The sequence below is a fragment of the Saccharomonospora azurea NA-128 genome, assembly GCF_000231055.2.
Lineage (GTDB): Bacteria > Actinomycetota > Actinomycetes > Mycobacteriales > Pseudonocardiaceae > Saccharomonospora > Saccharomonospora azurea.
This window is the reverse complement of sequence record NZ_CM001466.1, coordinates 2,599,150-2,623,473: the sequence shown is the minus strand read 5'-3', so window position 1 is coordinate 2,623,473 and position 24,324 is coordinate 2,599,150. Positions and strand designations below refer to the sequence as shown.

The 24,324-nt window shown below is 70.9% G+C and carries 24 protein-coding genes; 13 read left to right on the top strand and 11 right to left on the bottom strand.

Annotated features, from left to right (window positions below):
* Position 1 precedes the first annotated feature (1 nt).
* From SACAZDRAFT_RS11690 to SACAZDRAFT_RS11680, 3 genes are read left to right on the top strand one after another with little or no spacing between them, the layout of a single operon-like run.
* Positions 2-970 (top strand): ABC transporter permease, encoded by a 969-nt coding sequence (locus SACAZDRAFT_RS11690; RefSeq protein ID WP_005441838.1) that lies wholly within the window; start codon positions 2-4, stop codon positions 968-970.
* A 4-nt stretch (positions 971-974) separates the two neighbouring features.
* Positions 975-1,973, top strand: coding sequence for an ABC transporter ATP-binding protein (locus tag SACAZDRAFT_RS11685; protein WP_005441835.1), 999 nt, complete (start codon positions 975-977; stop codon positions 1,971-1,973).
* Positions 1,970-3,052, top strand: coding sequence for an ABC transporter ATP-binding protein (locus tag SACAZDRAFT_RS11680; RefSeq protein ID WP_005441832.1), 1,083 nt, complete (start codon positions 1,970-1,972; stop codon positions 3,050-3,052). The genes SACAZDRAFT_RS11685 and SACAZDRAFT_RS11680 overlap by 4 nt, the downstream gene beginning before the upstream one ends.
* Here SACAZDRAFT_RS11680 and SACAZDRAFT_RS11675 read toward each other — a convergent pair.
* Positions 2,980-3,930: an EamA family transporter gene (locus SACAZDRAFT_RS11675; protein WP_176662530.1), complete on the bottom strand. Its 951-nt coding sequence runs from the start codon at positions 3,928-3,930 to the stop codon at positions 2,980-2,982. The two genes, SACAZDRAFT_RS11680 and SACAZDRAFT_RS11675, sit on opposite strands and share 73 nt — an antisense overlap.
* 138 nt (positions 3,931-4,068) lie before the next feature.
* Positions 4,069-5,478 carry a CoA transferase gene (locus tag SACAZDRAFT_RS11670; protein ID WP_040927745.1) on the bottom strand — a complete coding sequence of 470 codons (1,410 nt, stop codon included), beginning with the start codon at positions 5,476-5,478 and terminating at the stop codon, positions 4,069-4,071.
* Between the two features lie 63 nt (positions 5,479-5,541).
* Between SACAZDRAFT_RS11670 and SACAZDRAFT_RS11665 the strand changes: the two genes are divergently transcribed.
* Entirely contained in the window at positions 5,542-6,438 is an 897-nt protein-coding gene (locus SACAZDRAFT_RS11665; RefSeq protein ID WP_005441826.1) for a LysR family transcriptional regulator, read from the top strand.
* Between the two features lie 42 nt (positions 6,439-6,480).
* On the top strand, positions 6,481-7,395 hold the full coding sequence (locus tag SACAZDRAFT_RS11660; RefSeq protein WP_005441824.1) for an SDR family oxidoreductase: 915 nt from the start codon (positions 6,481-6,483) through the stop codon (positions 7,393-7,395).
* 440 nt (positions 7,396-7,835) lie between these two features.
* Here the strand turns inward: SACAZDRAFT_RS11660 and SACAZDRAFT_RS11655 are convergent, their stop codons facing one another.
* The 3 genes from SACAZDRAFT_RS11655 to leuA all read right to left on the bottom strand — a co-directional run bounded on the left by SACAZDRAFT_RS11655 (position 7,836) and on the right by leuA (position 11,225).
* The gene (locus SACAZDRAFT_RS11655) at positions 7,836-8,807 is read right to left on the bottom strand and encodes a helix-turn-helix transcriptional regulator (RefSeq protein ID WP_037295470.1); all 972 of its coding nucleotides are present in this window, start codon (positions 8,805-8,807) and stop codon (positions 7,836-7,838) included.
* Between the two features lie 7 nt (positions 8,808-8,814).
* Positions 8,815-9,369, bottom strand: a complete 555-nt coding sequence (locus SACAZDRAFT_RS11650) for a DedA family protein (RefSeq protein WP_005441820.1) — start codon at positions 9,367-9,369, stop codon at positions 8,815-8,817.
* Between the two features lie 65 nt (positions 9,370-9,434).
* Positions 9,435-11,225, bottom strand: coding sequence for a 2-isopropylmalate synthase (gene leuA / locus SACAZDRAFT_RS11645; protein WP_005441818.1), 1,791 nt, complete (start codon positions 11,223-11,225; stop codon positions 9,435-9,437).
* Between the two features lie 267 nt (positions 11,226-11,492).
* Here leuA and SACAZDRAFT_RS11640 point away from each other — a divergent pair, with 267 nt between their 5' ends.
* The 3 genes from SACAZDRAFT_RS11640 (at position 11,493) to SACAZDRAFT_RS11630 (ending at position 13,221) form a co-directional block, all read left to right on the top strand.
* A complete protein-coding gene (locus tag SACAZDRAFT_RS11640; protein WP_005449926.1) occupies positions 11,493-11,897 on the top strand; it encodes a hypothetical protein in 405 nt (134 codons plus the stop codon).
* Positions 11,898-12,002: 105 nt separating this feature from the next.
* The gene (locus SACAZDRAFT_RS11635; RefSeq protein ID WP_005441814.1) at positions 12,003-12,482 is read left to right on the top strand and encodes a YbaB/EbfC family nucleoid-associated protein; all 480 of its coding nucleotides are present in this window, start codon (positions 12,003-12,005) and stop codon (positions 12,480-12,482) included.
* Between the two features lie 124 nt (positions 12,483-12,606).
* Positions 12,607-13,221: a hypothetical protein gene (locus SACAZDRAFT_RS11630; RefSeq protein WP_050983511.1), complete on the top strand. Its 615-nt coding sequence runs from the start codon at positions 12,607-12,609 to the stop codon at positions 13,219-13,221.
* A gap of 18 nt (positions 13,222-13,239) precedes the next feature.
* Here SACAZDRAFT_RS11630 and SACAZDRAFT_RS11625 read toward each other — a convergent pair whose 3' ends face one another.
* Entirely contained in the window at positions 13,240-13,830 is a 591-nt protein-coding gene (locus tag SACAZDRAFT_RS11625; protein ID WP_040927744.1) for a nitroreductase family protein, read from the bottom strand.
* Between the two features lie 170 nt (positions 13,831-14,000).
* Here SACAZDRAFT_RS11625 and SACAZDRAFT_RS11620 point away from each other — a divergent pair, with 170 nt between their 5' ends.
* Both SACAZDRAFT_RS11620 and SACAZDRAFT_RS11615 read left to right on the top strand, forming a co-directional pair.
* Positions 14,001-15,263, top strand: a complete 1,263-nt coding sequence (locus SACAZDRAFT_RS11620) for an aspartate kinase (RefSeq protein ID WP_005441808.1) — start codon at positions 14,001-14,003, stop codon at positions 15,261-15,263.
* Entirely contained in the window at positions 15,263-16,306 is a 1,044-nt protein-coding gene (locus SACAZDRAFT_RS11615) for an aspartate-semialdehyde dehydrogenase (protein WP_005441807.1), read from the top strand. The genes SACAZDRAFT_RS11620 and SACAZDRAFT_RS11615 overlap by 1 nt, the downstream gene beginning before the upstream one ends.
* A 70-nt stretch (positions 16,307-16,376) precedes the next feature.
* On the opposite strand, the gene SACAZDRAFT_RS11610 is transcribed toward SACAZDRAFT_RS11615, so the two are convergent.
* On the bottom strand, positions 16,377-17,462 hold the full coding sequence (locus SACAZDRAFT_RS11610; protein ID WP_005441805.1) for a hypothetical protein: 1,086 nt from the start codon (positions 17,460-17,462) through the stop codon (positions 16,377-16,379).
* A 220-nt stretch (positions 17,463-17,682) separates the two neighbouring features.
* On the opposite strand from SACAZDRAFT_RS11610, the gene SACAZDRAFT_RS11605 reads away from it, so the two are divergent.
* Positions 17,683-18,069 carry a hypothetical protein gene (locus tag SACAZDRAFT_RS11605; protein WP_232286263.1) on the top strand — a complete coding sequence of 129 codons (387 nt, stop codon included), beginning with the start codon at positions 17,683-17,685 and terminating at the stop codon, positions 18,067-18,069.
* Here SACAZDRAFT_RS11605 and SACAZDRAFT_RS11600 read toward each other — a convergent pair.
* From SACAZDRAFT_RS11600 to SACAZDRAFT_RS11590, 3 genes are all read right to left on the bottom strand, one after another.
* The gene (locus tag SACAZDRAFT_RS11600) at positions 18,066-19,271 is read right to left on the bottom strand and encodes an MFS transporter (protein ID WP_005441802.1); all 1,206 of its coding nucleotides are present in this window, start codon (positions 19,269-19,271) and stop codon (positions 18,066-18,068) included. The two genes, SACAZDRAFT_RS11605 and SACAZDRAFT_RS11600, sit on opposite strands and share 4 nt — an antisense overlap.
* Positions 19,272-19,339: 68 nt before the next feature.
* Positions 19,340-19,999: a pentapeptide repeat-containing protein gene (locus tag SACAZDRAFT_RS11595; protein WP_005441801.1), complete on the bottom strand. Its 660-nt coding sequence runs from the start codon at positions 19,997-19,999 to the stop codon at positions 19,340-19,342.
* Positions 20,000-20,070: 71 nt separating this feature from the next.
* Positions 20,071-21,129 carry an alpha/beta hydrolase gene (locus SACAZDRAFT_RS11590; RefSeq protein ID WP_005441800.1) on the bottom strand — a complete coding sequence of 353 codons (1,059 nt, stop codon included), beginning with the start codon at positions 21,127-21,129 and terminating at the stop codon, positions 20,071-20,073.
* A gap of 141 nt (positions 21,130-21,270) precedes the next feature.
* Here SACAZDRAFT_RS11590 and SACAZDRAFT_RS11585 point away from each other — a divergent pair, with 141 nt between their 5' ends.
* On the top strand, positions 21,271-21,870 hold the full coding sequence (locus SACAZDRAFT_RS11585; protein ID WP_005441799.1) for an NADPH-dependent FMN reductase: 600 nt from the start codon (positions 21,271-21,273) through the stop codon (positions 21,868-21,870).
* Positions 21,871-21,906: 36 nt separating this feature from the next.
* Positions 21,907-22,383: a Dps family protein gene (locus tag SACAZDRAFT_RS11580; protein ID WP_005441798.1), complete on the top strand. Its 477-nt coding sequence runs from the start codon at positions 21,907-21,909 to the stop codon at positions 22,381-22,383.
* Between the two features lie 66 nt (positions 22,384-22,449).
* Here SACAZDRAFT_RS11580 and SACAZDRAFT_RS11575 read toward each other — a convergent pair whose 3' ends face one another.
* A complete protein-coding gene (locus tag SACAZDRAFT_RS11575; protein WP_005441797.1) occupies positions 22,450-24,306 on the bottom strand; it encodes a prolyl oligopeptidase family serine peptidase in 1,857 nt (618 codons plus the stop codon).
* Between the last annotated feature and the right edge of the window lie 18 nt (positions 24,307-24,324).

Sequence of the window (24,324 nt, the reverse complement as noted above, 5' to 3'; positions counted from 1 at the left end):
CATGGCCTCGCGTGCAACGAAGATCGACGAGCTCGCGGCCACGGCAGGCGGTGTCGGCGGGGGCCTCGAACCCGACGACACCGGTGCCACGGGCGCGGAGGGGCTGAGCCTCGCCAAGTCGGCGTGGCGGCGGTTGCGGCGCAACCCGCTGTTCCTGATCGGCGCCACGATCATCGGGCTGTTCGTGTTGCTGGCGGCGCTGGCGCCGTGGCTGGCGCCGCACGACCCGGCGTTGTGGTTGCTGGAGGACCAGGTGTCCAACGCCCGCAACGAGATCCCGCCGTCGCAGCCGGGACACCCGTTGGGCGGCGACCAGTACGGTCGTGACCTGCTCTCGCGGATGCTGCTCGGTTCGCAGCAGACGCTGATGGTGGCGTTGCTGGCGACCGTCATCGGGCTCGGTGGCGGCCTGGTGCTCGGCACGCTCGCGGGCGCGTTCGGCGGGTGGGTCGACACCGTGGTGATGCGGGTCGTCGACGTGATGCTGTCGATCCCGTCTCTGCTGCTGGCCGTGTCGATCGGCGCGTTGTTCGTGCAGCAGACCCAGTTCTCGGTCATCCTCGCCGTCGCCATCGTGCAGGTGCCGATCTTCGCGCGGTTGCTGCGCGGAACGATGCTCGCGGTGCGGGAGAGCGACCACGTCCTCGCCGCGAGGGCACTCGGCGTGAAGCGCGGGGCGATCGTGTTCCGGCACATCCTGCCGAACTCGCTGGGACCCGTGATCGTGCAGTCCACGCTGGTTCTCGCGATCGCGATCCTCGACGCGGCGGCGCTGTCGTTCCTCGGCCTCGGTGCCGCGGACGACTCGATCCCGGAGTGGGGGCAGATGCTCGGTAACGCACAGGACTACTTCGACACGCAGCCGCACCTGGCCTTCTGGCCCGCGGCCTGCATCGTCGTGGTGGCCTTGGGGTTCACCCTCGTCGGCGAGTCGATGCGGGAAGCCCTCGATCCTCGGCAACGGCGGTGATGGCATGGCTCTGCTGGAAGTACGCGACCTGTCGGTGAGTTTCCACCGCAAGGGCGAGCAGCCGACCACGGCCGTCGACTCGATCTCCTTCGACGTCGAGCCGGGCCAGACCGTGGGTCTCGTGGGCGAGTCCGGGTGCGGCAAGTCGGTGACGTCCCTGGCGATCATGGGCTTGCTGCCGGCCCGAAGCGCGCGGGTCAGCGGCTCGGTGTCGTTCGCGGGCGAGGAGCTGCTGAAGCTCAGCGACCGGCAGCTCGACGAGCGGCGCGGCCGCGACCTCAGCATGGTGTTCCAGGACCCGTTGTCGTCGCTGAACCCCGTGGTGACCGTCGGCGTGCAGCTCACCGAGGTGTTGCTGCGGCACCGGCAGCTCACCCGCAAGCAGGCGAAGGCCGAGGCCGTCGACCTGCTCGGGCGCGTGGGCATCCCGGACCCGAAGCGGCGGGTGGACGAGTACCCGCACCAGCTCTCGGGCGGCATGCGGCAGCGCGTGCTCATCGCCATCGCGCTGGCGTGTTCGCCGAAGCTGTTGATCGCCGACGAACCGACCACGGCACTGGACGTCACGATCCAGGCGCAGATCCTGACGCTGCTGCGGGAACTCGTGTCGGAGACCGGCACGGCGCTCATCATGATCACGCACGACCTGGGTGTCGTGGCGGGCCTGTGCGACCAGGTCAACGTCATGTACGGGGGCCGGATCGTGGAGCGCGCGCAGCGCCACGAACTGTTCGCCGAGCCCCGCCACCCGTACACGCACGGACTGCTGGCGTCGATCCCGCGGCTCGATGCGCCGCGGGGCGAGAAGCTGGTTCCGGTGAAGGGATCGGTGGCCGACAACATCCCGTGGACGGGCGGGTGCGCGTTCGCCCCGCGGTGTCCGAACCACGTCGACGCGTGCTGGTCGAGCGCACCCGAGTTGGTGTCCGACGGCCGCCGCGAGGGCGGCATGTTGCGCTGCCACAATCCGGTGGAGGTCACGGTGGCGGAGGGAGCACGATGACCGACGAGACGCCACGGACCGCAGCCGAGTCGGGCGGCGGTGACGACCTGCTGGTCCTCGACGACGTGAAGGTGCACTTCCCGATCAAGCGCGGGTTGCTCCTCGATCGCACCGTCGGCTACGTCTACGCGGTGGACGGGGTGAGCCTGCGGGTGGGCCGCGGCGAGACCTACGGGCTCGTCGGCGAGTCGGGCTGCGGCAAGACCACGCTCGGTCGCGCGTTGCTGCGGCTCACCGAGCCCACCGACGGCACGATCACCTTCGACGGCACCGATCTGTCGTCGCTGAAGGGCGAGCGTCTGCGGGCCATGCGCAAGCGGATGCAGATGGTGTTCCAGGACCCGCTGTCGAGTCTGGACCCGCGCCAGTCGGTCGAGTCGCTGCTGGTGGAGGGCCTGCACGCCCACGGCCTCGACAAGGACCCGGCCGAGACGCGGCAGAAGCTGAAGGACCTGCTCGCGGCGGTGGGTCTGCCGGAGAACGCGCTGCGCAAGTACCCCCACGAGTTCTCGGGCGGGCAACGGCAGCGCATCGGCATCGCGAGGGCGCTGGCCCTGCAGCCCGACCTGATCGTGGCCGACGAGCCGGTGTCGGCGCTGGACGTGTCGGTGCAGGCGCAGGTCGTCAACCTGCTGAAGGACCTGCAGGAGGAGTTCGGCCTCACCTACGTGGTCATCGCGCACGACCTCGCCGTGGTGCGGCACATCTCCGACCGCATCGGCGTGATGTACCTGGGGGCGCTCGTCGAGGAGTCCGATGCGGACGCTCTCTACGAGGAGCCGCTCCACCCGTACACGAAGGCGTTGCTGTCGGCGATCCCGGTGCCGGACCCGGTGGTGGAGGACAGCCGCGAGCAGATCCTGCTCTCCGGTGACCTGCCCTCGCCGGCGAACCCGCCCACCGGCTGCCGGTTCCACACGCGCTGCCCGTGGCGGCAGGAGACGCTGTGCGACACCGAGCGGCCCGCGCTGCGCGACGTGGGCAACGGCCACCGGGTGGCCTGCCACTACGCCGAGGACATCCTCGCGGGGCGCGTGTCGCCGCGTTCGGAGTCGGCGGAGGAGCCGGTGTCGGCCTGAGCGTGCCGTCGTGGTCGGCGGGGAAGTGACCCCAACAGCACCCCGCCGACCACGACGACCGCGGCCGCGATCTCCACGGGCGTCGGTCGTTCGTCGAGCAGGACGAACGCCAGACTGAGCCCCACCACGGGCACCAGTAACGAGAAGGGCGCGACCGTGCTCGCGGGGTTGCGGCGCATGAGCGTGGTCCAGATGCCCGAGCCCACGACCGTGCCGAAGACCACGACGTAGGCCAGGCCCGCGAGCGCGATCCAGGCGTCGCCGGACAACGCCGTCGACACCGCGGTCCACTGGGCGTCCGGCCCTTCGAAGAGCAGTGACAGCGCGAACATCGGGATCGGCGGGACCACCGACGCCCACAGCGTGAAGTGCAGCGGGTTGGGAGCCTCGGCCTTGCGCGCGCACAGGTTGCCCACCGCCCAGCTCAGGGCGCCGAGCAGGGTCAGGATCACCGGCAGCAGAGCCGCGTGCTCGGCGCGTTGCCACGCGATGGCCGCCATGCCGAGGACGGCGAAGACGATGCCCACGACCTGCCGGCCGCTCAACCGTTCCCGCAACAACAGCGCACCGAGGACGACGGTGAACGGCGCCGAGGCCTGCAACACGAGCGACGCGAGTCCAGTCGGCATGCCGGTGTCCATGGCGACGAACAGGAACGCGAACTGCAACGTGGCGAACCCGAGGCCGTACCCGATCAGCCACCGGACGCGGACTTTCGGCCACGGCACGAAGACCATCGTGGGCAGGGCGACGAGCACGAAGCGGATGCAGCCCGCGAACAGCGGTGGGAAGTGCGTGAGCATCGCGTGGACCGCGAGGAAGTTGCAGCCCCAGAGGACGGCGGTGAGCACGGCGAGAAGTCGATCGAGGCGTGGCACGGTCCCAGCATCGCCCGAAACACCGTGAAGGACCACCGAGAATAAGTGCACCGACTGTGAAGCGCAGCTTCAAGAAGGTCGCCGACTCCTACTCGGGGGATGTACCCCCGACCTTGAGCGCCGTGGAGGGGAGAGCCTCTACTCGGTCCAGGTCGGTTCGTCGCGGCCCAGGTCCACGGCCCCGCGAGTGAAACCGAGCGTCGTCGTGTCAGCGCCGGTCACGGCGAACGGAGCGACCATGCGACGAGCAGGTCCCCAGTCGGTCTGTTCGAGCTGCCCGGAGTCCGGTACCGACGCGGGGTCGAGCTCCGCTTGGGCGGGCCCCGGAGGAGCGTCGGCCAGCAGATTCGCGATACCGGCCAGCGAGGTGCGCAGGCGGACCCCTCCGTGCCCGCGACGGCGTTCGGCCAGGGCACGCAGCGTGGCAGCGGCCAGGAACCAGCCGGCGGCGTGGTCGAGAGCCTGGACCGGCAACGACGCCGGAGTGTCCGTGCCACGGCGGCGCGCGCCTTCGGCGGCGAGGCCGGAGGTCAGTTGCACCACGCTGTCGAAACCTCGACGGTGCGCCCATGGGCCCGCCCAGCCGTACGCGGAGAGCGAGACGTCCACGATCCCTGGACGGATCCGTTCCCGACGTCGTGCGCCGAGCCCCGCTTGTTCGAGAGCCCCCGGCCGCAGGCCGTGGACGACCACGTCCGCCTCGGCGAGCAGTGACTCCACCCGTGCTCGACCGGAGGGAGTCCCGAAGTCGACTCGGGCGCAGCGCTTACCCACCGTCACTTCGGGCACCAAGCCGGGTTCTGCCCAGTCCGGCGGGTCGAGACGGAGCACGGTGGCGCCCAGGCCCGCGAGCGTCCGGGTGGCGACCGGCCCGGCGAGTACCCGCGTCAGATCCAGCACGCGCACACCGGCGAGGGGGCGTCGAGGGCTGGGCGCCCACTTCGACAAGGACGACGACGATGTCGGTGCGGGCTCGGACACGATCCGCTCCAGCAGCGGCGCGTGGGTACTTGCGCGGCCCTGCGGGTGCCGGCGCCATTCGGTGAGCGACCGCATGGCGCCGGCACAGCCGCCCCGCGCGACGATCCGCTCCTCGAGTTCGACGACGTTCCAGCTCCGGCAGGCCTGCGCCACCTCGGCTCGGGATTCCGGCACGCCGAGGACGTCGAGGGCAGCCTGCCGGTGCGCGGGTACGTTCGTGTGGAGCCGAATCCACCCGTCGGCACCTTGGTAGTTCCCTGCGATCGGGTCCCAGGCCGCCGGGAGCCGCCACCCGTCCGGCCGCAGCGAGAACCCGAACCAACCCGAGGCGGCTGCGTGATCGACGTGTACGTGGGCGCGTCCGCTGCTGTCGCCGACGACCTCGAGAAGTTCGGCTACCGCGCACCCGGTGACACCCACGACGGCGGTGGCCAGTTCGGACACCGGGAAGGGCGAGGGCAGCGCGCCGGTCCCCTCACAAGCGACCCGATCCAGCCGACCGGGATCTCCGGCCAGGGCGGCCCACATCGTCGCCATGAGACCGCGCGTCACACTCTCTGAACCCACGAATCGATCGTATGTCGACGGCGATGGTCGGTAAGGGATCTCCGCCGGTGCTTATATGCCCCTGTGGACGTGACCAGACTCCGAACGCTGCGCGAGTTCGCCGACCGGGGCAGCGTGACCGCCACCGCGGAGGCCCTGCACTGCACGCCGTCGGCGGTGTCCCAGCAGTTGCGGGCACTGCAGCGTGAGGTGGGGGTGCCGCTGACGGAGCCGTCCGGGCGCGGGCTGCGGCTGACGGACGCGGGCCGGGCGTTGGTGGCCAGGGCCGACGACGTGCTCGCCGCCGTGCAACGGGCGGAGGCCGAGCTCGACGCCTACCGCAGCGCGCCGCGCGGCCGGGTGCGTGTGGCGCTGTTCCCGTCGGCGGGGTTGCTGCTGCTTCCCGGTTTCCTCCGCAGGGTCGCCGCCCATGCCGGGCTGGACGTCGAGGTGCGGGACGTCGACATGACTCCCGCCGAGGTGCCGAGGCTCGTCGCCGACTACGACGTGGTGGTGGCCCACCGCGACGAGCACGGTGAGCCGTTTCCCTCCGACCGGTTGGACGCGGTGCATCTGCTGCGTGAGCCGCTCGACGTGGCGCTGCCGTTCGGGCACCGGCTGGCGGGGCGCGAGCGCGTCGAGCCGAACGAACTCGCCGACGAGCCGTGGATCAGCGTCGACGTGGGTTTCCCGGTGGACGACGTGATGCGCTCGCTGGCCGTGCGCACGGGTGTGCGGCCCCGGATCGTGCACCGCATCAACGACTTCCGCATCATCGAGGCCCTCGTGGCGTCGGGTCACGGCATCGCGTTGCTGCCGCGCCACACGATGGACACCCGCCGGGTGCTGCGCAAGGAGCTCTCCGGTATCCGGGCGGCCCGGCACGTGGAGGCCGTCCTCCGCCCTGGAGCGGCGACGCGTCCCGCTGTCGCGGCCGTGCTCGCCGCGCTCCGCGCGGAAGCCGACGGGGTGACTGCGTGAACCCTGCCGGTAGGTGACAGGGTTTGCGGGCACCGTGAGGGTATGAACGAACTGACAGGCAAGATCGCGCTGGTCGCGGGTGGTACGCGGGGTGCGAGCCGGGCGATCGCGGTGGAGTTGGCGCGGGCGGGAGCCTTCGTCTACGTCACGGGCCGCACGTCCGGGGAGCACCGCTCGGAGGTCGGCAGGCCGGAGACCATCGAGGGCACCGTCGAGCTGATGGAGCAGGCGGGCGGCAAGGGCGTCGCGGTGCGGGTCGACCACCTCGATCCGGAACAGGTGCGCGCACTGGCGGAGCGCATCGACGCCGAGCACGGCAGGCTCGACATCCTCGTGGACGGCATCTGGGGCGGCGACACCCACCTGGGCTGGGGCAATCCGGTCTGGGAACACCCGCTGGAGGCGAGCCTGCGGATGATCCGCCTGGGCATCGACGCGCACCTCATCACGTCGCACTTCCTGCTTCCGCTGGTGGTGAAGCAGCGCGGTGGACTGGTCGTGGAGCTCACCGACGGCACGGCCGAGCACAACGCGAAGTACCGGGAGGGCACCACGCTCGCGTTCTACGTCGCCAAGGCGGCGGCGCACCCCTTCGCCATCGGGGAGGCCGCCGAGACCGCGAAGTACGGCTGCACGGCCGTGGCGTTCACCCCCGGCTGGATCCGCTCGGAGGCGATGCTCGACGAGTTCGGCGTCACGGAGGAGAACTGGCGGGACGCGCTGGCCGAGCAGCCGCACTTCTGCATCTCCGAGACGCCGACGTTCGTGGGACGCACCGTCGCGGCCTTGGCCGCCGATCCCGACAAGGAGCGCTTCTCGGGGCAGACGCTCGACAGCGGCCGGCTCGCGAAGCTCTACGAAATCGACGACGTCGACGGCAGCCGTCCCGACGGGTGGCGCTACATCGCGGAGGTGGAGCAGCAGGGCAAACCCGCCGACCCGACCGGCTATCGCTGAGGTCGCGCAGCAGTCCTGCGGGGGGCGCGGCGGGCGACGACGACGGCCGCCGCGCCGGTTGCGGCGAGGACCACGAGCAGCGCGGCGGCGGTCGCGGCGTCGGGGTCGACCACCGACTGACCGCGGAGCCGCCTGCCAGGTGGTGACGGCGAAGAGGCCGGTGTATCCGGCGGCGGCGATGCCGACGAGCCGAGCCCTGACCCGGTCGTCGCGCAGCCACGCCCGGCGGGCGGCCAGCACGGAGAGAACGAAGGCCAGCAGCAGCAGGAAGTGGATGCCGTGCAGGCCGATGAAGTGCGGCACGCGGATGTCGCCGCCCGCGAGGTTCCAGCCCGTGATCGGCATGCCGCCGCCTCCGGAGGCGTCCGCGCCGATGGAGTGGCTGCCCCCCCAGCAGTACCGGCTCGTTACAGCCGTTCACGCACGGGAGGGCGCCGGGACTATCCGCCGTGGCGCTGCGCGATGCGTCGGCCCAACTCGGCGAGGTCCGCTCGCACCGATGCCGGTTCGAGCACCTCCACCTCGGTGCCGAGAGCGAGCAGTTGCCCCACCGCGACGTCGGGTGCCTCGAACTCTATGACGGTCTCGGTCCAGCCGTCGGAGCCGGGGTGCGCACCGTCCAGTGCCGACGTGGCGAGGTCGGCGTCCAGCACCACAGGTAGTGCCCGCACACCGGCCGCGCTCAACCGCACCCGCACCGGGAGTCGGCGCAGCGAGCGCTCGAACTGCGCCGACGAGTCCGCCCACCAGCCCGCGAGGTCGAAGTCCTCGGGACGGTCGGCGGGTTCGGCGAGGTGCTTCACGGCGGTGATCCGCGCGACGCGGTAGGTGCGGATCGAACTCTGCGCTCGCGCGACGAGGTACCACACGCCCGCCTTCAGCACGAGGCCCAGCGGGTCGAGCGTCCGCTCGACCTCCTCGCCCGCGCCGCCGGGGCGGTAGCGCACGCGCAAGCGCGTCTCCTCCCATACCGCGCGCGCCAGGTCGGCGAGGTGGGCGGTGTCCTCGTCGGGGCGGAACCAGCGGGGTGCGTCGAGGTGGAAGCGTTGCGCCACCTGCCGGGCCTGCTCACGCAGCGGCGCGGGCAGGGTGGCGGTCACCTTCGCGTGCGCTCCGGCGACGGCCGTGCCCAACCCGAGTTCGGCCAACGCCCTCGGCGCCCCCATCGCGAAGAGGGCCACCGCCTCCCGCGCCGTCAGGCCGTCGAGGCGCGTGCGCCAGCCCTCGACCAGGCGCACACCGCCGTAGCGGCCGGGCTCCGTCCAGAGTGGAACGCCGGAGGCCTGCAGGGCCGCGAGGTCGCGGTGCATGGTGCGCTGCGACACCCCGAGCGCCTTCGCGAGCTCGGCCACCGTCGCACTGCGTCGGCTCTGCAGGGTGAACAGCAGGGCCACCAGACGTTCGGCTCGCACCTCGCCATCATGCCCGTGCGGAGGCGGACGTGGCGCGGCGGAACATCGCCGCGATCACGACGGCCACGGTCAGGGCGAGGACCGCGGAGACGACGACGCCGAGGCGGGACTGCTCCGCCAGTGCACCACCCAGGTATCCGAGCCCGCCCGCGTAGGCGCACCACAACGGCACGCCGATCAGCGACGCCGAGAGAAAGCGCGAACCCGGCCAGCGCAGCGAGCCCGCCAGTAACGCGCCGACGGTGCCGCCCGCGGGCAGCCACCGCGCGAGCACGAGGATCGGCACTCCGCGCCGGTCCAGGTGGCGGCCGATCCAGCGGGCGCTCGCGTCGGCGGAGGGACGCGCCCGCATCCGGTCGAGCAGGTGCGCGCCACCGACCCTGCCCACCAGGTACAGGCCGATGTCGCAGATCAGGCAGCCCGCTGCCGCGACGGCCAGCACCAGCGGAAAGGGGTCGCCACCGTTCGCGGCGGCGACCCCCATGCCGATGAGCGCGATCTCCGTCGGCACCAACGGCACGACGGCGACGGCGAAGAGGAGCAGCAGCGAGACGTCGTCCACACCACCATCCAACGCCGCTGCGGCCGAGAAGTCGTCAGCCGCACCGCCGTGCCGTGATCACGGCCTCACCGGTGGGCGCGGTTGACCGCCGAGACGACCGCCCGCAGCGACGCGGTGATGATCGAGTGGTCGATGCCCACACCCCAGAACACCTTGTCCTCGATGGCGCATTCGATGTACGACGCGGCCTTCGAGTCGTCGCCCGGAGTCAGGGTGTGTTCGCTGTAGTCCAGCAGCCGCAGGTCGTAGCCCACCGTGGCGAGCGCGTCGAAGAACGCCGCGATCGGGCCGTTTCCTCGGCCGACGACCTCCTGCTCCTCGCCCTCCAAGCGCACGGTCGCGGTCAGCTCGTAGTCGCCGTTCGCGACGACGTGCTGCTTGACCAGCTCCAGCGGCGTCTTCGGCTCCAGGTACTCGGTGGCGAACGCCTGCCACATCGTCTGCGGGTCCACCTCGCCGCCCTCGGTGTCGGTGTACCGCTGGATGATCTTCGAGAACTCGATCTGCAGGCGCCGCGGCAGGTCGAGCTGGTGCTCGGTCTTCATGATGTAGGCGATGCCGCCCTTGCCCGACTGCGAGTTCACGCGGATGACCGCCTCGTAGTTGCGGCCGACGTCCTTCGGGTCGATGGGCAGGTAGGGCACCTCCCACGGGTGCTCGGCCACCGGCACGCCCGCCTTGTCCGCCGCGTCGCGCAGCGCGTCGAGCCCCTTGTTGATGGCGTCCTGGTGGCTGCCGGAGAACGCGGTGAACACCAGGTCGCCCGCCCACGGGCTGCGCTCGGGTACGGGCAGCTGGTTGCAGTACTCGACGGTGCGCTTGATCTCGTCCAGGTCGGAGAAGTCCAGTTGCGGATCGATGCCCTGGCTGAACAGGTTCATGCCCAGTGCCACCAGGTCGACGTTGCCGGTGCGCTCACCGTTGCCGAACAGGCAGCCCTCGATGCGGTCGGCTCCGGCCTGGTACCCCAGTTCGGCGGCGGCGATGCCGGTGCCGCGGTCGTTGTGCGGGTGCAGCGACAGGATCACCGAGTCGCGCCGGTCGAGGTTGCGGTGCATCCACTCGATCGAGTCGGCGTAGACGTTCGGGGTGGCCATCTCGACGGTCGCGGGCAGGTTCAGGATCACCGGGTTGTCGGGCGTGGGCCGCCAGATCTCGGTGACGGCGTTGCACACCTCGGCGGCGTACGACAGCTCCGTGCCCGTGTACGACTCGGGGGAGTACTGGAACCGGAAGTCCGTGTCGGAGTACTTGGCCGCGTACTCCTGCACCAGCTCGGCGCCCTGGGTGGCGATCTTCTTGATGCCCTCGCGTTCCTCGCGGAACACCACGCGGCGCTGCAGGATCGACGTCGAGTTGTAGATGTGCACGATGGCGCGCGGCGCGCCTTCCAGCGCCTGGAACGTGCGCTCGATCAGTTCGGGGCGGCACTGGACCAGTACTTGGATGCGGACGTCGTCGGGAATGGCGCCGTCGGCGATGATCTCGCGGACGAAGTCGTAGTCGGTCTGGCTCGCGGCGGGGAAGCCGACCTCGATCTCCTTGAAGCCCATGCGCACGAGCAGGTCGAAGAACTTGCGCTTGCGTGCGGGCGACATCGGGTCGATCAGCGCCTGGTTGCCGTCGCGCAGGTCGACGGCGCACCACAGTGGGGCGCGGTCGATGCGCTTGTCGGGCCAGGTGCGGTCGGGCAGGGAGATGTCCTCGACCAGGCGGTGCCATGGCCGGTAGCGGTGGTACGGCATGGAGCTGCCGCGCTGGGTGTTCCACGCGGGCTGGTCGGCCGGTGCGGGACGCGAGGGCGTCCGGATGCGGCTCGACGACTTCGCGGGCTCAGGAGTGGACGACGTGCTCATGGTGCTGGCTCCTTCGGCGGTGAACGGCTGGTGACGACCGGCGCGACGGCGTGTCGAGAACACCACGAATCCCCGCGACGGGGAGCCGGTCAGATCAGGCCCCGTCGCGGCAGCGAAGGAGAAGGAGCGCGAACGCCACGTGGTCAGCTTAATGACGGCGGCGCACGAGAAACCAGTCGGGGGCGTATCCGAACCGTTATTGCTTGGCTACCCCACCGGCTACTCGCGCGTAGCTTCCGGCGGATGTCCCATGCCACACTGCTGCACATGGGTGCACATCACATCGACGACGACCTGCGCGAGGACGGCGGCGAGAAGTCCGTGACCGCGCCGGAGGCATCGCCGTCCACCCGTGCCGTCGACTGGCGAGCGGTCCGTGGCACGGTCGTCCGGGTGCTCTCGGGCGGTGTGCGCTGGGTGGGACTCGCGGCCGCCTCGGTGCTCGTCCTCCACGTGCTGTTCGTGGTGGGCGAGGGCAACCCCGACAACGGCATCGTGTCGTTCGTCGCGGATGCCGCCGACGCCGTCTCGCTCGGCTTCGAGGACCTGTTCCTGCCCGACGACCCCAAGCTGAGGGTGCTCGTCAACTTCGGGCTCGGGGCGCTCTTCTGGCTGGTGGTGTCGTCGCTGGCGGCGAAGATCGTGCGCCGGATCGGCGGAGAGGACGCCTGAGCTCGGGCCGGGCGCTTCGGGAAACCTGAACTCAGGCCGTGTCGGGCGGGTGGACGTGCGCATAATGTGGCCACCTATCCGCGCACGGTGCCAGGGGGAGTTGCCATGTCGGCCCACATGGACGAGCTGATCGCCCAGTTCTCGAAGTTCCAGTCGAAGATCCGCGAAGCGGAGGCGCGCTTCGAGGGCGTCGGGGACATGCAGCAGCAGATCGCCGAGCTCCGGCACTCCGCCACCTCGCCCGACGGCACCGTCACCGTGGTCGCGGGCGCGGGCGGATCGGTCACGGACCTCACGCTGTCCCCGTCCGCCATGCGTCTGGACCACTCGCAGCTCGCGTCGGTGATCCTGTCGACCCTGCGCCAGGCCGTCGCGGGCGCGGTGCAACAGCAGGCCGGGATCGTGGACGAGACCTTCGGTGACACGTTCGGGCTGAACACCTCGGAGCGAGTGCGTGAGGCGCAGGCGGAGGCGTTCGGCACCGCCGAGCAGGACGCCCCCGAGCAGACCCCGCAGCCGTCGTCGCGCCCGAGCCGTTCCCGCGACGACGACTTCTTCGACGATGGCCCGATCCTCCGCCGCTGACCGCGTCGATCCGAGCGCTTCTCCTGAGGCGCTCGCCGACCTGGCGCCGACCGAGGCCAGGCGGCGGGCTGTGCGGAGGATTTTCGCCGGCGAGGACGCCAGAGAGCGGGCACGGCACAGCATCCTGGTCCGCCCCGGCTCCCGGGAGCGAGTCGAGGAGCTGCTGCGCACCCGGTGGCGCGAGCCCGTCCTCGTTTTGCGCCTGGGCGAGGCCACCGGTCTCGGCTTCGACGTGCCCGGCCGCAGGCCCGACGGCACGGTCGAGGGGAGCAGACGCGTCCGTCAGTTCTTCCGGAACGTCCTCCGCGGCCTCGGTGTCGCGGCGGGCGCCGTCCTGTCGCTGGCGAGCAACGCGGGCAGCGGCGCCAGGACGTCGTTCAAGCGCCAGGTCCACGTGACGGGGCCGACCGGGGCGATGGCGCTCGAACCGGTCGACGCATTCCGGTCGGCCAGGGGCCCGTGGCTGGCGTGCTCGCCGTCGGGGCTCGCGATCGTGGACACCGGACCGACGACGGCAGACCCGGCCCACGCGCCCGAGCCCCGGCTCGTCTGGGAGGCCCGGGCGCCGCAGGCACCGGAACTGCGCCTGCGCACGCGCACCATGACGTGGCCCGACGGCTCCGGCTTCACGTTCCCGCTGCACGACCGCGTCGAGGAGCAGCGGCTCCGGAGCCGACTCGGACCTCGGGACACCGTGTTCTGGAACGGCGACCCGGAGGCGGGGAGTCGACCGGGCTGACCCGGGCGCACGCCGCGCTCAGAACGCGGGGTTGCCCCAGTCGCGCAGTGCGAACTCCTCCAGCGGCACGCGCATGCGCGCGGCGTTCTCGCGCTCGATGTCCGCTTGCTCGCCGAGCACCTCCGGCCTGGCGCGCACGCCCACCGCGATGGCGACGAGCGGCTCGACACCGTCCGGCAGGTCGAACGCCTGTCGAGCGGCGGCACGGTCGAAGCCCGCCATCTGCCGGGCCGCGAGCCCCTCCGCGACGGCCTGGAGCACGAGGTTCTCGCTCGCGAGCCCGAGACCGTATTCGGCGTAGGGCACGTCGCCCTTCTCGTTGCGGGTCACAGCACAGCCCAACAGCAGCGCACCGGCGCGGTGAGCCCACAGCCGGTTGCTCTCCGTCAGCGAGTCGAGGATGCGCTTGTACGTGTCGTCGCCACGCAGACCCACGAGGTAACGCGCCGGCTGGGTGTTGCCGAACGACGGTGCCCAGCGAGCGGCCTCGAGCAGGGCGCGCAGCTGTTCGTCGCTCACCTCGGCCTCGCTGTCGAGAGCGCGAGGGCTCCACCGGCCGGCGATGATGTCGTGGATCTTGACGCTGGTCAGGGCTTGCTTGTCGCTCACGTCGGTCGAGTATGCCAGCGGTAGAAAATGCAGGTCGGCCAGTGGTCGGCGCCACACAATTGGGTAATTGGGACGTGAGCCACCGGTACTCTGATGCTCGAAGCGACCCGCACGCGCTGACGTCGAGACCGGATCGGCGGCAGGCGCGGCATGCGAGGAGGTACGAGGCAGTGGCCCTCGTAGTCCAGAAGTACGGTGGTTCGTCGCTGGAGAGCGCTGACCGGATCAAGCGCGTGGCCGAGCGGATCGTCGCCACGAAAAAGGCAGGTAACCACGTCGTGGTCGTGTGCTCGGCGATGGGGGACACCACCGACGAGTTGCTCGATCTCGCCCAGCAGGTCAATCCCGTTCCGCCGGAGCGGGAGATGGACATGCTGCTCACGGCGGGGGAGCGCATCTCGAACGCCCTCGTGGCGATGGCCATCTCGGCGCAGGGCGCGGAGGCATGGTCGTTCACGGGCTCCCAGGCGGGAGTCGTGACCACGGCGGTGCACGGCAACGCCCGCATTCTCGACGTCACCCCGTCCCGGGTGACCGAGGCCCTGGAGCAGGGGTACATCGCTCTGGTGGCCGGATTCCAGGGGGTCTCGCAGGACACGAAGGACATCACCACGCTCGGGAGAGGTGGCTCCGACACGACCGCGGTGGCGGTCGCGGCGGCCCTGGGTGCCGACGTCTGCGAGATCTACTCCGATGTAGACGGTGTGTACACGGCGGACCCGCGCATCGTCCACGACGCCCGCAAGTTGGACACGATCCCGTACGAGGAGATGTTGGAGCTCGCGGCGAGCGGCTCCAAGATCCTCCACCTGCGTTCGGTGGAGTACGCGCGCCGGTACGGGGTGCCCATCCGAGTCCGTTCTTCGTACAGTGACAAGCCGGGTACCACCGTGACCGGCTCGATTGAGGAGATCCCCGTGGAACAAGCGCTGATCACCGGTGTCGCCCACGACCGGTCGGAGGCGAAGATCACCATCACTGGTGTGCCCGACCATGCCGGCGCGGCCGGCCGCATCTTCCGCACCGTGGCCGACGCGGAGATCGACATCGACATGGTGTTGCAGAACATCTCCAACACCACCGGCCGCACGGACATCACGTTCACCCTGTCGAAGGCCAACGGCCCCAAGGCGGTGAGCGAGCTGGAGAAGATCAAGTCGGAGCTGGACTTCTCGGCCGTGCTCTACGACGACCACGTGGGCAAGGTGTCCCTCGTCGGCGCGGGCATGCGGTCGCACCCGGGCGTGACGGCGACGTTCTGCGAGGCGCTGGCCAAGGCCGGGGTGAACATCGAGATCATCAACACGTCGGAGATCCGGATCTCGGTGTTGATCCGTGACGAGCAGCTCGACGACGCGGTGCGCGCCATCCACGAGGCTTTCGAGCTCGGTGGCGACGAGGAAGCCGTCGTCTACGCAGGGAGTGGTCGCTGATGGCGGACGTACGAGGCGTGCAGGTAGGCGTTGTCGGCGCCACCGGACAGGTGGGCGCCGTGATGCGGAAGCTCCTCGAAGCGAGTGACCTGCCCGTGGCACGCATGCGGTACTTCGCGTCGGCGCGCTCGGCGGGTACCACGCTGCCGTGGCGTGGCGAGGAGATCGAGGTCGAGGACGCCGCCACGGCCGACCCGTCCGGTCTGGACATCGCGCTGTTCTCCGCGGGCGGGGCGACGTCGAAGGCTCAGGCTCCCCGGTTCGCCGAGGCGGGCGCGACCGTGATCGACAACTCGTCGGCGTGGCGGCTCGACCCGGACGTGCCGCTCGTCGTGAGCGAGGTCAACCCGCACGCGGTGAAGGAAGCGCGCAAGGGCATCATCGCGAACCCCAACTGCACCACGATGGCGGCCATGCCGGTGCTCAAGCCGCTGCACGACGAGGCAGGCCTGCGGCGGCTGGTGGTCAGCAGCTACCAGGCCGTGTCCGGCAGCGGGCTGGCCGGGGTGGAGGAGCTGGCGGCACAGGTTCGTGCGGCGGGCGAGCGGGCCACCGAGCTCGCCTACGACGGCTCGGCCGTCGACCTCGGTGAGCCGGACAAGTACGTGCGGCCCATCGCGTTCAACGTGCTGCCGATGGCCGGTTCGATCGTGGACGACGGCTCCCGGGAGACCGACGAGGAGCAGAAGCTCCGCAACGAGAGCCGGAAGATCCTCGACATCCCCGAGCTGCGGGTGTCCGGGACGTGCGTGCGCGTGCCGGTGTTCACGGGACACGCGCTGTCGATCAACGCCGAGTTCGACCGGCCGCTGTCGGTCGAGACGGCCACGCGGTTGCTGTCGTCGGCGCCGGGTGTGCGGCTGTCCGACGTGCCCACGCCGCTGGAGGCCGCGGGCAAGGACGTGTCGTACGTCGGCAGGCTGCGGGCCGACCAGAGCGTCGACGGCGGGCGAGGGCTGGCTTTGTTCGTCGCCGGTGACAACCTGCGCAAGGGCGCGGCGCTGAACGCCGTGCAGATCGCGGAGCTCGTGGCCCGCTCCTGAGCGGCTGACCGTCGTGCCCCGGCGGCCGTCGTGGTGACGTGCCGCCGGGGCACGGTCGTGTCCACCGGGTCTAGACCTTCCAGGACTTCCGCGCGCGGTGGCAGGCCTTCCAGCGGGCCAGTCGGAAGGCGGCCTCCGGATCGCCCGAGTACTGCCACACCCACGAGTCCGCGTGCCGACCCAGGGCTGCGAACTGGTCGAGTGCCTCTCGGTAGCGTCCGGCGTCGACGAGCACGGACGCCAACAGGCCGCGGTCGGCGCGCGCGTAGGGCGAGTCGACGCCCTCACCGGCGAGCCATGCGGCCGTGGAGTCCATCGCCTGCCGCGCGTAGTCCTTGGGCTCCGGCCGCTTGCGACCCAGCGAGTACTCGAACACCGCCGTCAGGCGCAGCGGAGTGAGCGACGGTGCTGTGGTCGCGGCCTCCTCGGCGAACGCGAACATCCGCTTGTGGGAGCCGTGCCACTTGGCGCACCAGTACTGCAGTGCCTGCTCGTGGCCGCCGCGGTGGTGCGGTGCGCGAGCACACAGCTCCGAGAAGGTGCGGCTGAACGCCTCCTCGTCCCAGCCCTGTGCGCGCGCGATGGTGATCAACGTCGTCCACGGGGTCGGATCGTCCGGTGCGGCTTCGGTGGCGGCCCACGCGGCGGTCTCGGCCTCGTCGATGATGCGGTGGAAGGCTTCGAACTGGTCGTCGGACGTCTCGGAGGCGACCCTTCCGCCACGAGCGTTCCAGGCGCGACGGACCAACGTCTCGGCCCGCAGCACGAGCGCGTCCGGGTCGTCGGGGCGGTCGAACAGCCATCGGTCGAGTGCGTCGCCGTCGTCGGCGGCGATCTTCGACAGCAGCGTGATGTCGAGACAGCGCCGGTCCCAGTCGTCGCCGTGCGCGGTGAGCAGGCGGGCCACGGGCTCCCACTCACCGGTCCCCATGGCCTGACAGGCTTCGGCCAGACCGGGGCGGTCGACCACAGCCTCGGCTGTGATCTCCTCGTCCGGCGGAAGTCCGAGCGTCGCCGGATCCGTTCGGCGGTAGAGGGCTCGGATGCCGTCGTCGACGCTCAACTCGTCGAACGGGATGCCCTGGCGCTGCGCCTCACGCCAGAGCAGCTGAAACTTCCGGAACTCGACGGGATTGAGCAATCTGAGCAGACTCACGAAACCGGACTCCTGGGGTCGAGGGAGAAAGGGTCGGCGCGCCCGACGGCGCCGTCGATCACGGCGGGATCCTTACCGTGTTCGGGTGGAGAGGGAGGACTCGGTCGTCGTCACGTGGCGGAATCGTGTCCTTCTCGGGACGTCGTTTCGGTCCGGACGGCATGCGCCGCGTGACCATTCTGCCTACCGCGCGTAGTCCTCCCGCCGGTACGTTGGTGACATGAGACTGACGGGTGGCGGGATGGTGTCGGCGATCGTGGTGCTCTCCGGGGTACTGCTGGCGGGCTGCGACGAGGTGACCTCGGCGGTGGAGGACGTCGAGGCGGCGGGCGACAAGGCGAAGGTGTGCACGGAGGCGTTGCAGATCATCGATCTGAACGCCGACGTCAGTCCCGAGAGCGTGGCGGCGGGCGCCGAGCAGAAGGCGCGGGAGTTGCAGGACCTCGCCGAGCAGGTCGGCGACCAGACGGTGCAGGACACGCTGCTCGACATGGCGAACGGCTACCTGGAGCTCGAAGAGCGCAAGGCTGAGCACCTGGGGGACTTCTCGGGTTGGCTGCAGCGCAACCTGAACAGCCTCGACGAGCTGCGCCAGGCGTGCCTCTAGACGTGGTGGGCTGACGCCGGTGTCCGGTGCCGTCGGGGGCGAGCTCGTGCGGACAGCGCCGCGCCCGCGGCGGCGAAGCACAGCCCGCCCACGGCGGCGGTGACGAAGCCCCAGCCGGGAGACGCGCGGTCGAGCACGAACCCGACGACGGGGCTGCCGAGGCCGAGTCCGAGCCGGGTCGCGGAGTCCTGCATGCCCATTGCCACGCCGCGCACGGTGTGGGGAACCTGTTCGCTCACCGTCTCGGCCGTGGCCGCCAACGTGGGCGCACACAGCAGGTTCATGGGCACTAACGCGAGCAGGAGCAACCACCAGGGCTCGGTGACCAGGCCCACGGGCAACGTCAGGACCACCAGCAACGTCATCAGCGTGAGCTGACTCAACGTGCGCCGCGCGGCTCCGTGCACGAGTCCACCCAGGAGTGAGGCCAAGCCCATGGCGGCGAGGACCACGCCGGTCCAGGCCACGTCGCCGGAGGCACGCAGGGCCGCGATGGCCGCCAGCTCGGTGCCCATGAGCACGAAGGCCGCCCCCATCGCGATCGTGAGCGCCGCGACGAACCGGCGGGACACCCAGGCGCGCAGAGCGGGCGCGGGCTCCCGGGTGGACGACGACTCGCCCGGGGCGCGCACGGGCGGGTCGAGGTACCAGATCGCGAGAGACAGCACGCCGAACGCCACGCCCATGCCGGTGAGCGTGACCGACGTCGAGTACCGCGTGCTGACGTAGATCGCCAGCACGGGCCCGAGCATGTAGCCGACCTCGATCAGCACCTGGTCGAGCGAGAACGCCGTTCGGCGCCGGTCGGCGGGGACGAGCGCGCTGATGACCTGCCGGGAGATCGACCCGGCGGGGACCACGAGCATGCCCGCGGGGAAGGCGGCCACGAGCAACACCGGATAGGGCAGGTGCGAGGCGGCGAGCCAGTACGCGCACGAGACGCCACCGCACACGGCGACGACGGGGCGCAGCCCGACGCGGTCGATCATCCGGCCGATCGTGGGAGCGCCGATCGCCGTGCCGAGCAGCGTCGCGGTCCCGACCAGACCCGCCGCGCCGTAACCGCGGCCGAGCTCGCTGACCACGTGCAACGTCATCACGACACTGGTCGAGATGATCGGCATCCGCATCAGCAGCATCAGCGACATCGACGTCGGAAGACCACGGATGCGCAGTACGTGCAGATACGGTCGAAGGCCCACCGGATCGACGCAACCCCACGACGACGCGTGTGGCAAGTGATTTTCGTGTGGTTCCCGTCCCTGCCCGGTCAGTCGGTGACGGTGACGCCGAGAGCCCGGGCGAAGGTGGGGGCCAGCGCGACGAGTTGAGCGCTGTCGACGACGAGGCCGGCCAGCGACGTCGGTCCGAGGCGCAGGTGCAGGTCGGCGGCCTCCCGCAGGTCGACCCGGTCCATGGTGGCGTCGTCGAACCGGACGTCCCGCAGCGTCGACCCGGGGAACCGCACCCGGGTGAGGGTGGCGCCGCCGAAGTCGACCTCCTCCAACGCACAGTCGGCGAACACGACGTCGGTGATCCTGCCGCCGCGGAGGTTCACCGACGCGAGCTTGCAGCCGTGGAAGGTGACGCGGCGCAGCGTGCTGTCGTAGGCGACGGTGCCGGCGAGGACGGTGTTCACCAGCTCGGCGTCGAACCAGGTGCTGTCGGTGAGGTCCGTGCCGACGAGGCGGCAGCCGTTCAACCAGACGTCGGTGAAGTGCGAACGCGCCAGCCTGGCGGTGCCGAAGCCCACACCGGAGAACGCGCACTCGGAGAACGACGAGGCCGGCGCATCCGATGTGGACAGCTCTGCTCCCGTCACGTGGACGCGGTCGAGATCGGTCGAGTCGTCGAACGGCTCGTCCACCGCCGTGAGGTGGCGGTGGTAGGGCAGGTCGGCCAGCGCGCGCGGCGTGGGACGGGTGGTCACGGACTCGCATTGTGCCGCACGAGTAGGAGCGGAATCCGGCCCCGCGACGGATCCCGCTCCTGCCGTTGGTGCTACTCGGCCGCCGGCCTGCTGAGCCCGACCTTGAGCGCGCCCGCGGCCTCGGCCAGCGCTTCCCGGAACCGCCGACCGACTCCGAGGAAGTTGGCGTAGCCGTGGATCAGGTCCGACTGCCGGGACAGCGCCACGGGCACACCCGCGTCGGCGAGTCTGGCGGCGTAGGCCTCACCCTCGTCGCGCAGCGGGTCGAACCCGGCCGTCGCGATGTAGGCCGGTGGCAGGCCGGAGAGGTCGTCGGCGAGCAGGGGAGACAGCGTGGGGTCCGACCGGTCGACACCCTCGGGGGCGTAGTGGTCGATGAACCAGGTCATGTGGTCGTCGGTGAGGAAGAACCCGTCGGCGAACAGCTCGCGCGAGCGGCGCCGCCTCGTGGTGTCCACGCCGGGGTAGAGCAGGAGCTGGAACGCGGGGACACCGCCGCCGCGCCGCGTCGCCACCTGGGCGGTCACGGCGGCGAGGTTGCCCCCGGCGCTGTCGCCGCCCACGGCCACGCGACGCGGGTCGGCGCCGAGGTCACCGGCCTTCTCGTGGGCGAAGTCGAACGCCGTGAGCGCGTCCTCCTGCGCGGCCGGGAAGGGGTGCTCGGGGGCGAGCCGGTACTCGACCGACAGCACGCGGACACCGGCGTACTTGGCGAGGAAGCGGGCCGTGTTGTCGTGGCTGCGTCGCGACCCGACCACCCACCCGCCGCCGTGGTAGAAGACGAGCAGACCCGAGTCGTGCGGCGCCTCCTCGGGTGTGTAGAGGGTCGCCGCGATCTCCCCGTGGTGAGCGGGGATGCCGATCTCGCGGGTGAGGACGGGTTGGATGGGTGGTCCGCTCACCAGGTGCCGCGAGGCGTCCAGCGCCGCCCGTGACGACTCGACCGAGCCCCGCACGAGTGCGGCCCCGCTGAGTTGCTGGAGGCGTAGCAGCAGCTGTGCGTCGAGGGCGAGCTCCTGCCCGTCGATGCGAACGGGCTTGCCCGCCACGAGGCGACGTAGTGGTCGCGGTAAGCCGTACATCAGCCGCGCGCCCGCGGCCTGGACGCGGATGTGGGCCGGTGGCACCATGGTCGTCTCCCCGTTCCGGTTCGCACGAGACACTCAGGTTACTCAGTAGTAGGTTCAAGGGCTACCCCGAACCGGGATGTGACCGAGTTCCCTCGTCCGGCGCTGGACCTCCACCCAAGTGGAACGTCTAGCCTCGGAGAGGTGACAGCGACACGCGCGATCAAGGTCCTCGGGCTGGGCGGGTCTCTGCGCAACGGCTCGCAGTCCGAGCGAGCTCTGCGCATCGCTCTGGCCGGTGCCGAGGAGTTCGGAGCCACCACGTCCGCGCTCACGGGCGAGGCACTGCAACTGCCGTTCTACGACGCCGGAGTGGTCGACCGCACCGACCGTGCGCGCGAGCTCGTGGAGGCCGTCCGCGAGGCCGACGGCGTGGTCGTCGTGTCGCCCGGCTACCACGGTGCCCTGTCGGGGCTGGTGAAGAACGCGCTCGACTACGTCGAGGACCTGCGCGACGACGGGCGTCCCTACCTGCACGGCCGCGCCGTGGGGCTCATCGCGGTCGCGCACGGCTGGCAGGCGGCGGTCACGACGCTGAACCAGATGCGCACGATCGCACACGCCCTCCGCGGCTGGCCCACCCCGTTCGGGGGCGCGGTCAACAGTGCCGAGGTCAAGTTCGACGAGACCGGCGGCGCCTCCGAGGAGAGGATCGAACGCAACCTCCGCCTCATCGGCCGCCAGGTCACCGAGTTCGCATCCGCCCAGCTCGCCGCGGGTTTCGGTGCTTCCCCGAGCGGGTAATCCCGTGCCAACCGACAGCGCAGGGAGGACACCACGATGGCGAACTCGCCTATCAAGAGCCCGCTCAAGGAGAGCGACAAGGAGCTGACCGCGAGCGTCCTGCAGTCGGCCCTCGTCGATCTCATCGACCTGAGCCTGAAGGCCAAGCAGGCGCACTGGAACGTCGTCGGCAAGAACTTCCGCAGCGTCCACCTTCAGCTCGACGAGCTGACCTCGGCGGTCCGTGAGTTCGTCGACGACGTCGCCGAACGCGCCAACGCGATCGGCGTCTCGCCGAACGGCCAGGCCAAGACGGTCGCGGAGAGCTCCGGGCTCCCGGACTACCCGGACAACTGGCAGAGCACGGACATGACGGTCGACCGGATCGTCGAGATCCTCGACCGGTTGATCCAGCGGATGAGGGTTCGCATCGACGAGACCGACAAGAGCGACCTCGTGACGCAGGACCTGTTCATCGCGATCACCCAGGAACTGGAGAAGCAGCACTGGATGTGGCAGGCGCAGAAGGCCTGACGCGCCCGAACAGTCGAAGGGCCGCCTTCCCGTCCGCCGGGGAGGCGGCCCTTCGGCGTTCGCTCCTCAGACCAGGCCGACGGCGCGGCGGGCGAAGTCGACCTCGAGGGCCACCTGCTTCACGGTCTCGGACACGACGAGCGAGCCGTGCCCGGCGTCGTAGCGGTAGAACGCGTAGTCGGCACCGCGCTCGGCGAGCCGGTCGAGGTAGTTCTCGATTTGCCGGATGGGGCAGCGCGGGTCGTTGTCTCCCGCGAGGACGAGCACCGGGGCCCGGACCTCGTCGACGTAGGTGATCGGTGAGCACGCCTCGTACACGTCGGGCACGTCCGACGGCGCACCGCCGAACAACGCGCGGTCGAACGCCCGCAGCGGCTCCATCTCGTCGGCGTAGGCGGAGACGTAGTCCGCCACCGGCACCCCGGCGACTCCGGCCGCCCACCGCTGCGGCTGCGTGCCCAGCGCCAGGAGCGTCAGGTAGCCGCCCCACGAGGCACCCGCCACCACGCACCGTTCGGGGTCGGCGAGTCCCGAGTCGACGGCCCAGTCGTGCACGGCCGCGACGTCCTCCAGCTCCGTGAGCCCGGGCCTGCCCTCGATCGCGTCCCGCCACGCCGAGCCGTAGCCGGTCGAACCGCGGTAGTTGACCTCCACCACGGCGAAGCCGGCGTCCAGCCACACCGCGCGGTAGGCGGAGAAGCGGTCCTCGTCGGCGGCGTGCGGGCCGCCGTGCAGCAGGAACACGGTGGGCACCGGAGTCCCCGCCGCACCGCCCTCCGGTGTCGAGACCAGAGCGTGCACGTCACCACCCGGGCCGGGCACGAAGACGTCCTCGACGGGGCGCGACCCGGGAGCGCGTTCACCGGGCGGCGTGATCAGCACGCGGTCCTCGCCGTTCACGTCGCGCACCCGCACGAGGGGCGGCTCCGCCGCGTTCGACCAGGTGTACTCGACCGCGCCGTCGGGGCGTACCGCGGCGCCACCGACGTAACCGGGGCGGGAGTTCAACGACGTCAGCGCCGTGGTCCCGGCCGCCGCGTCGAGGTCGTACCGGTACAAGCGGCTGCGGCCCTTGTCGAACTGCGCGACCAGCAGGGACCGGCCGTCGGGGTACCAGTCGGCGGTGAGCTCCCCGGGCAGGTCGATGTCGAGCTCGGTCTCCGTGTCCGACTCGACGTCCCAGATCAGCAGCTCCTCGCGGTCGCGCCGCTCGTGTTGCACGAGCAGCCGCGAGTCGCCCTTCACCGGGGAGAACGCCAGCGCGCCGAGGCCCTTGCCCTCGCCGTCCCACTTCTCCGCCACGACGTCGAAGCCGTCCGACGTCAGCACCCGCAGCGCCGGGTGGCGCGAGTCGCCGTGCTCGGAGTGTCCGATCGCGATCAGCCGCTCGTCACGGGACAGCGCGGACACCTCGGCGTCGTACTCGCTCGCGTAGAACCGTTCGGTCCGCCCGTCGCGGTGCGCGTACAGGGCCGTGCCGTCGTCCGTGGACACCCCGACGACACACAGCTCGTGGCCGAGCGCCAAGCCCGCCGGGTACCCGGCCGGGACGTCGGGCAGCGCCGGGACCGGCCGGCTGCCCTGCGCGCCACCGGCGAACGGTTCCCGCACCCACGAGCCGAACTCGTCTCCGTCGGTGTCGTCGAACCACCAGATCCACGTGCCGTCCGCCGACACCGTGCCGTGCATGGTGCCGTTGGGCCGGTCGGTGACCTGACGGTGCGTGTCGGTGGCGCGGTCCCAGGCGTACAGCTCCCAGACGCCGCTCGCGTTCGACACGTAGAGGTTCGCGTCCGGTGCGTCGAGTGCCCAGCTCGGCAACGACACCCGGGCCGCGCTGAACCGCGCCCGCCAACGGGCCTCGGCTTCGGGCTCGCCGAACAACGTCTCGGGAACTCGGGGGCTCGGATGTTGTGTGCTCACTCCGGTGATCCTGCCAGG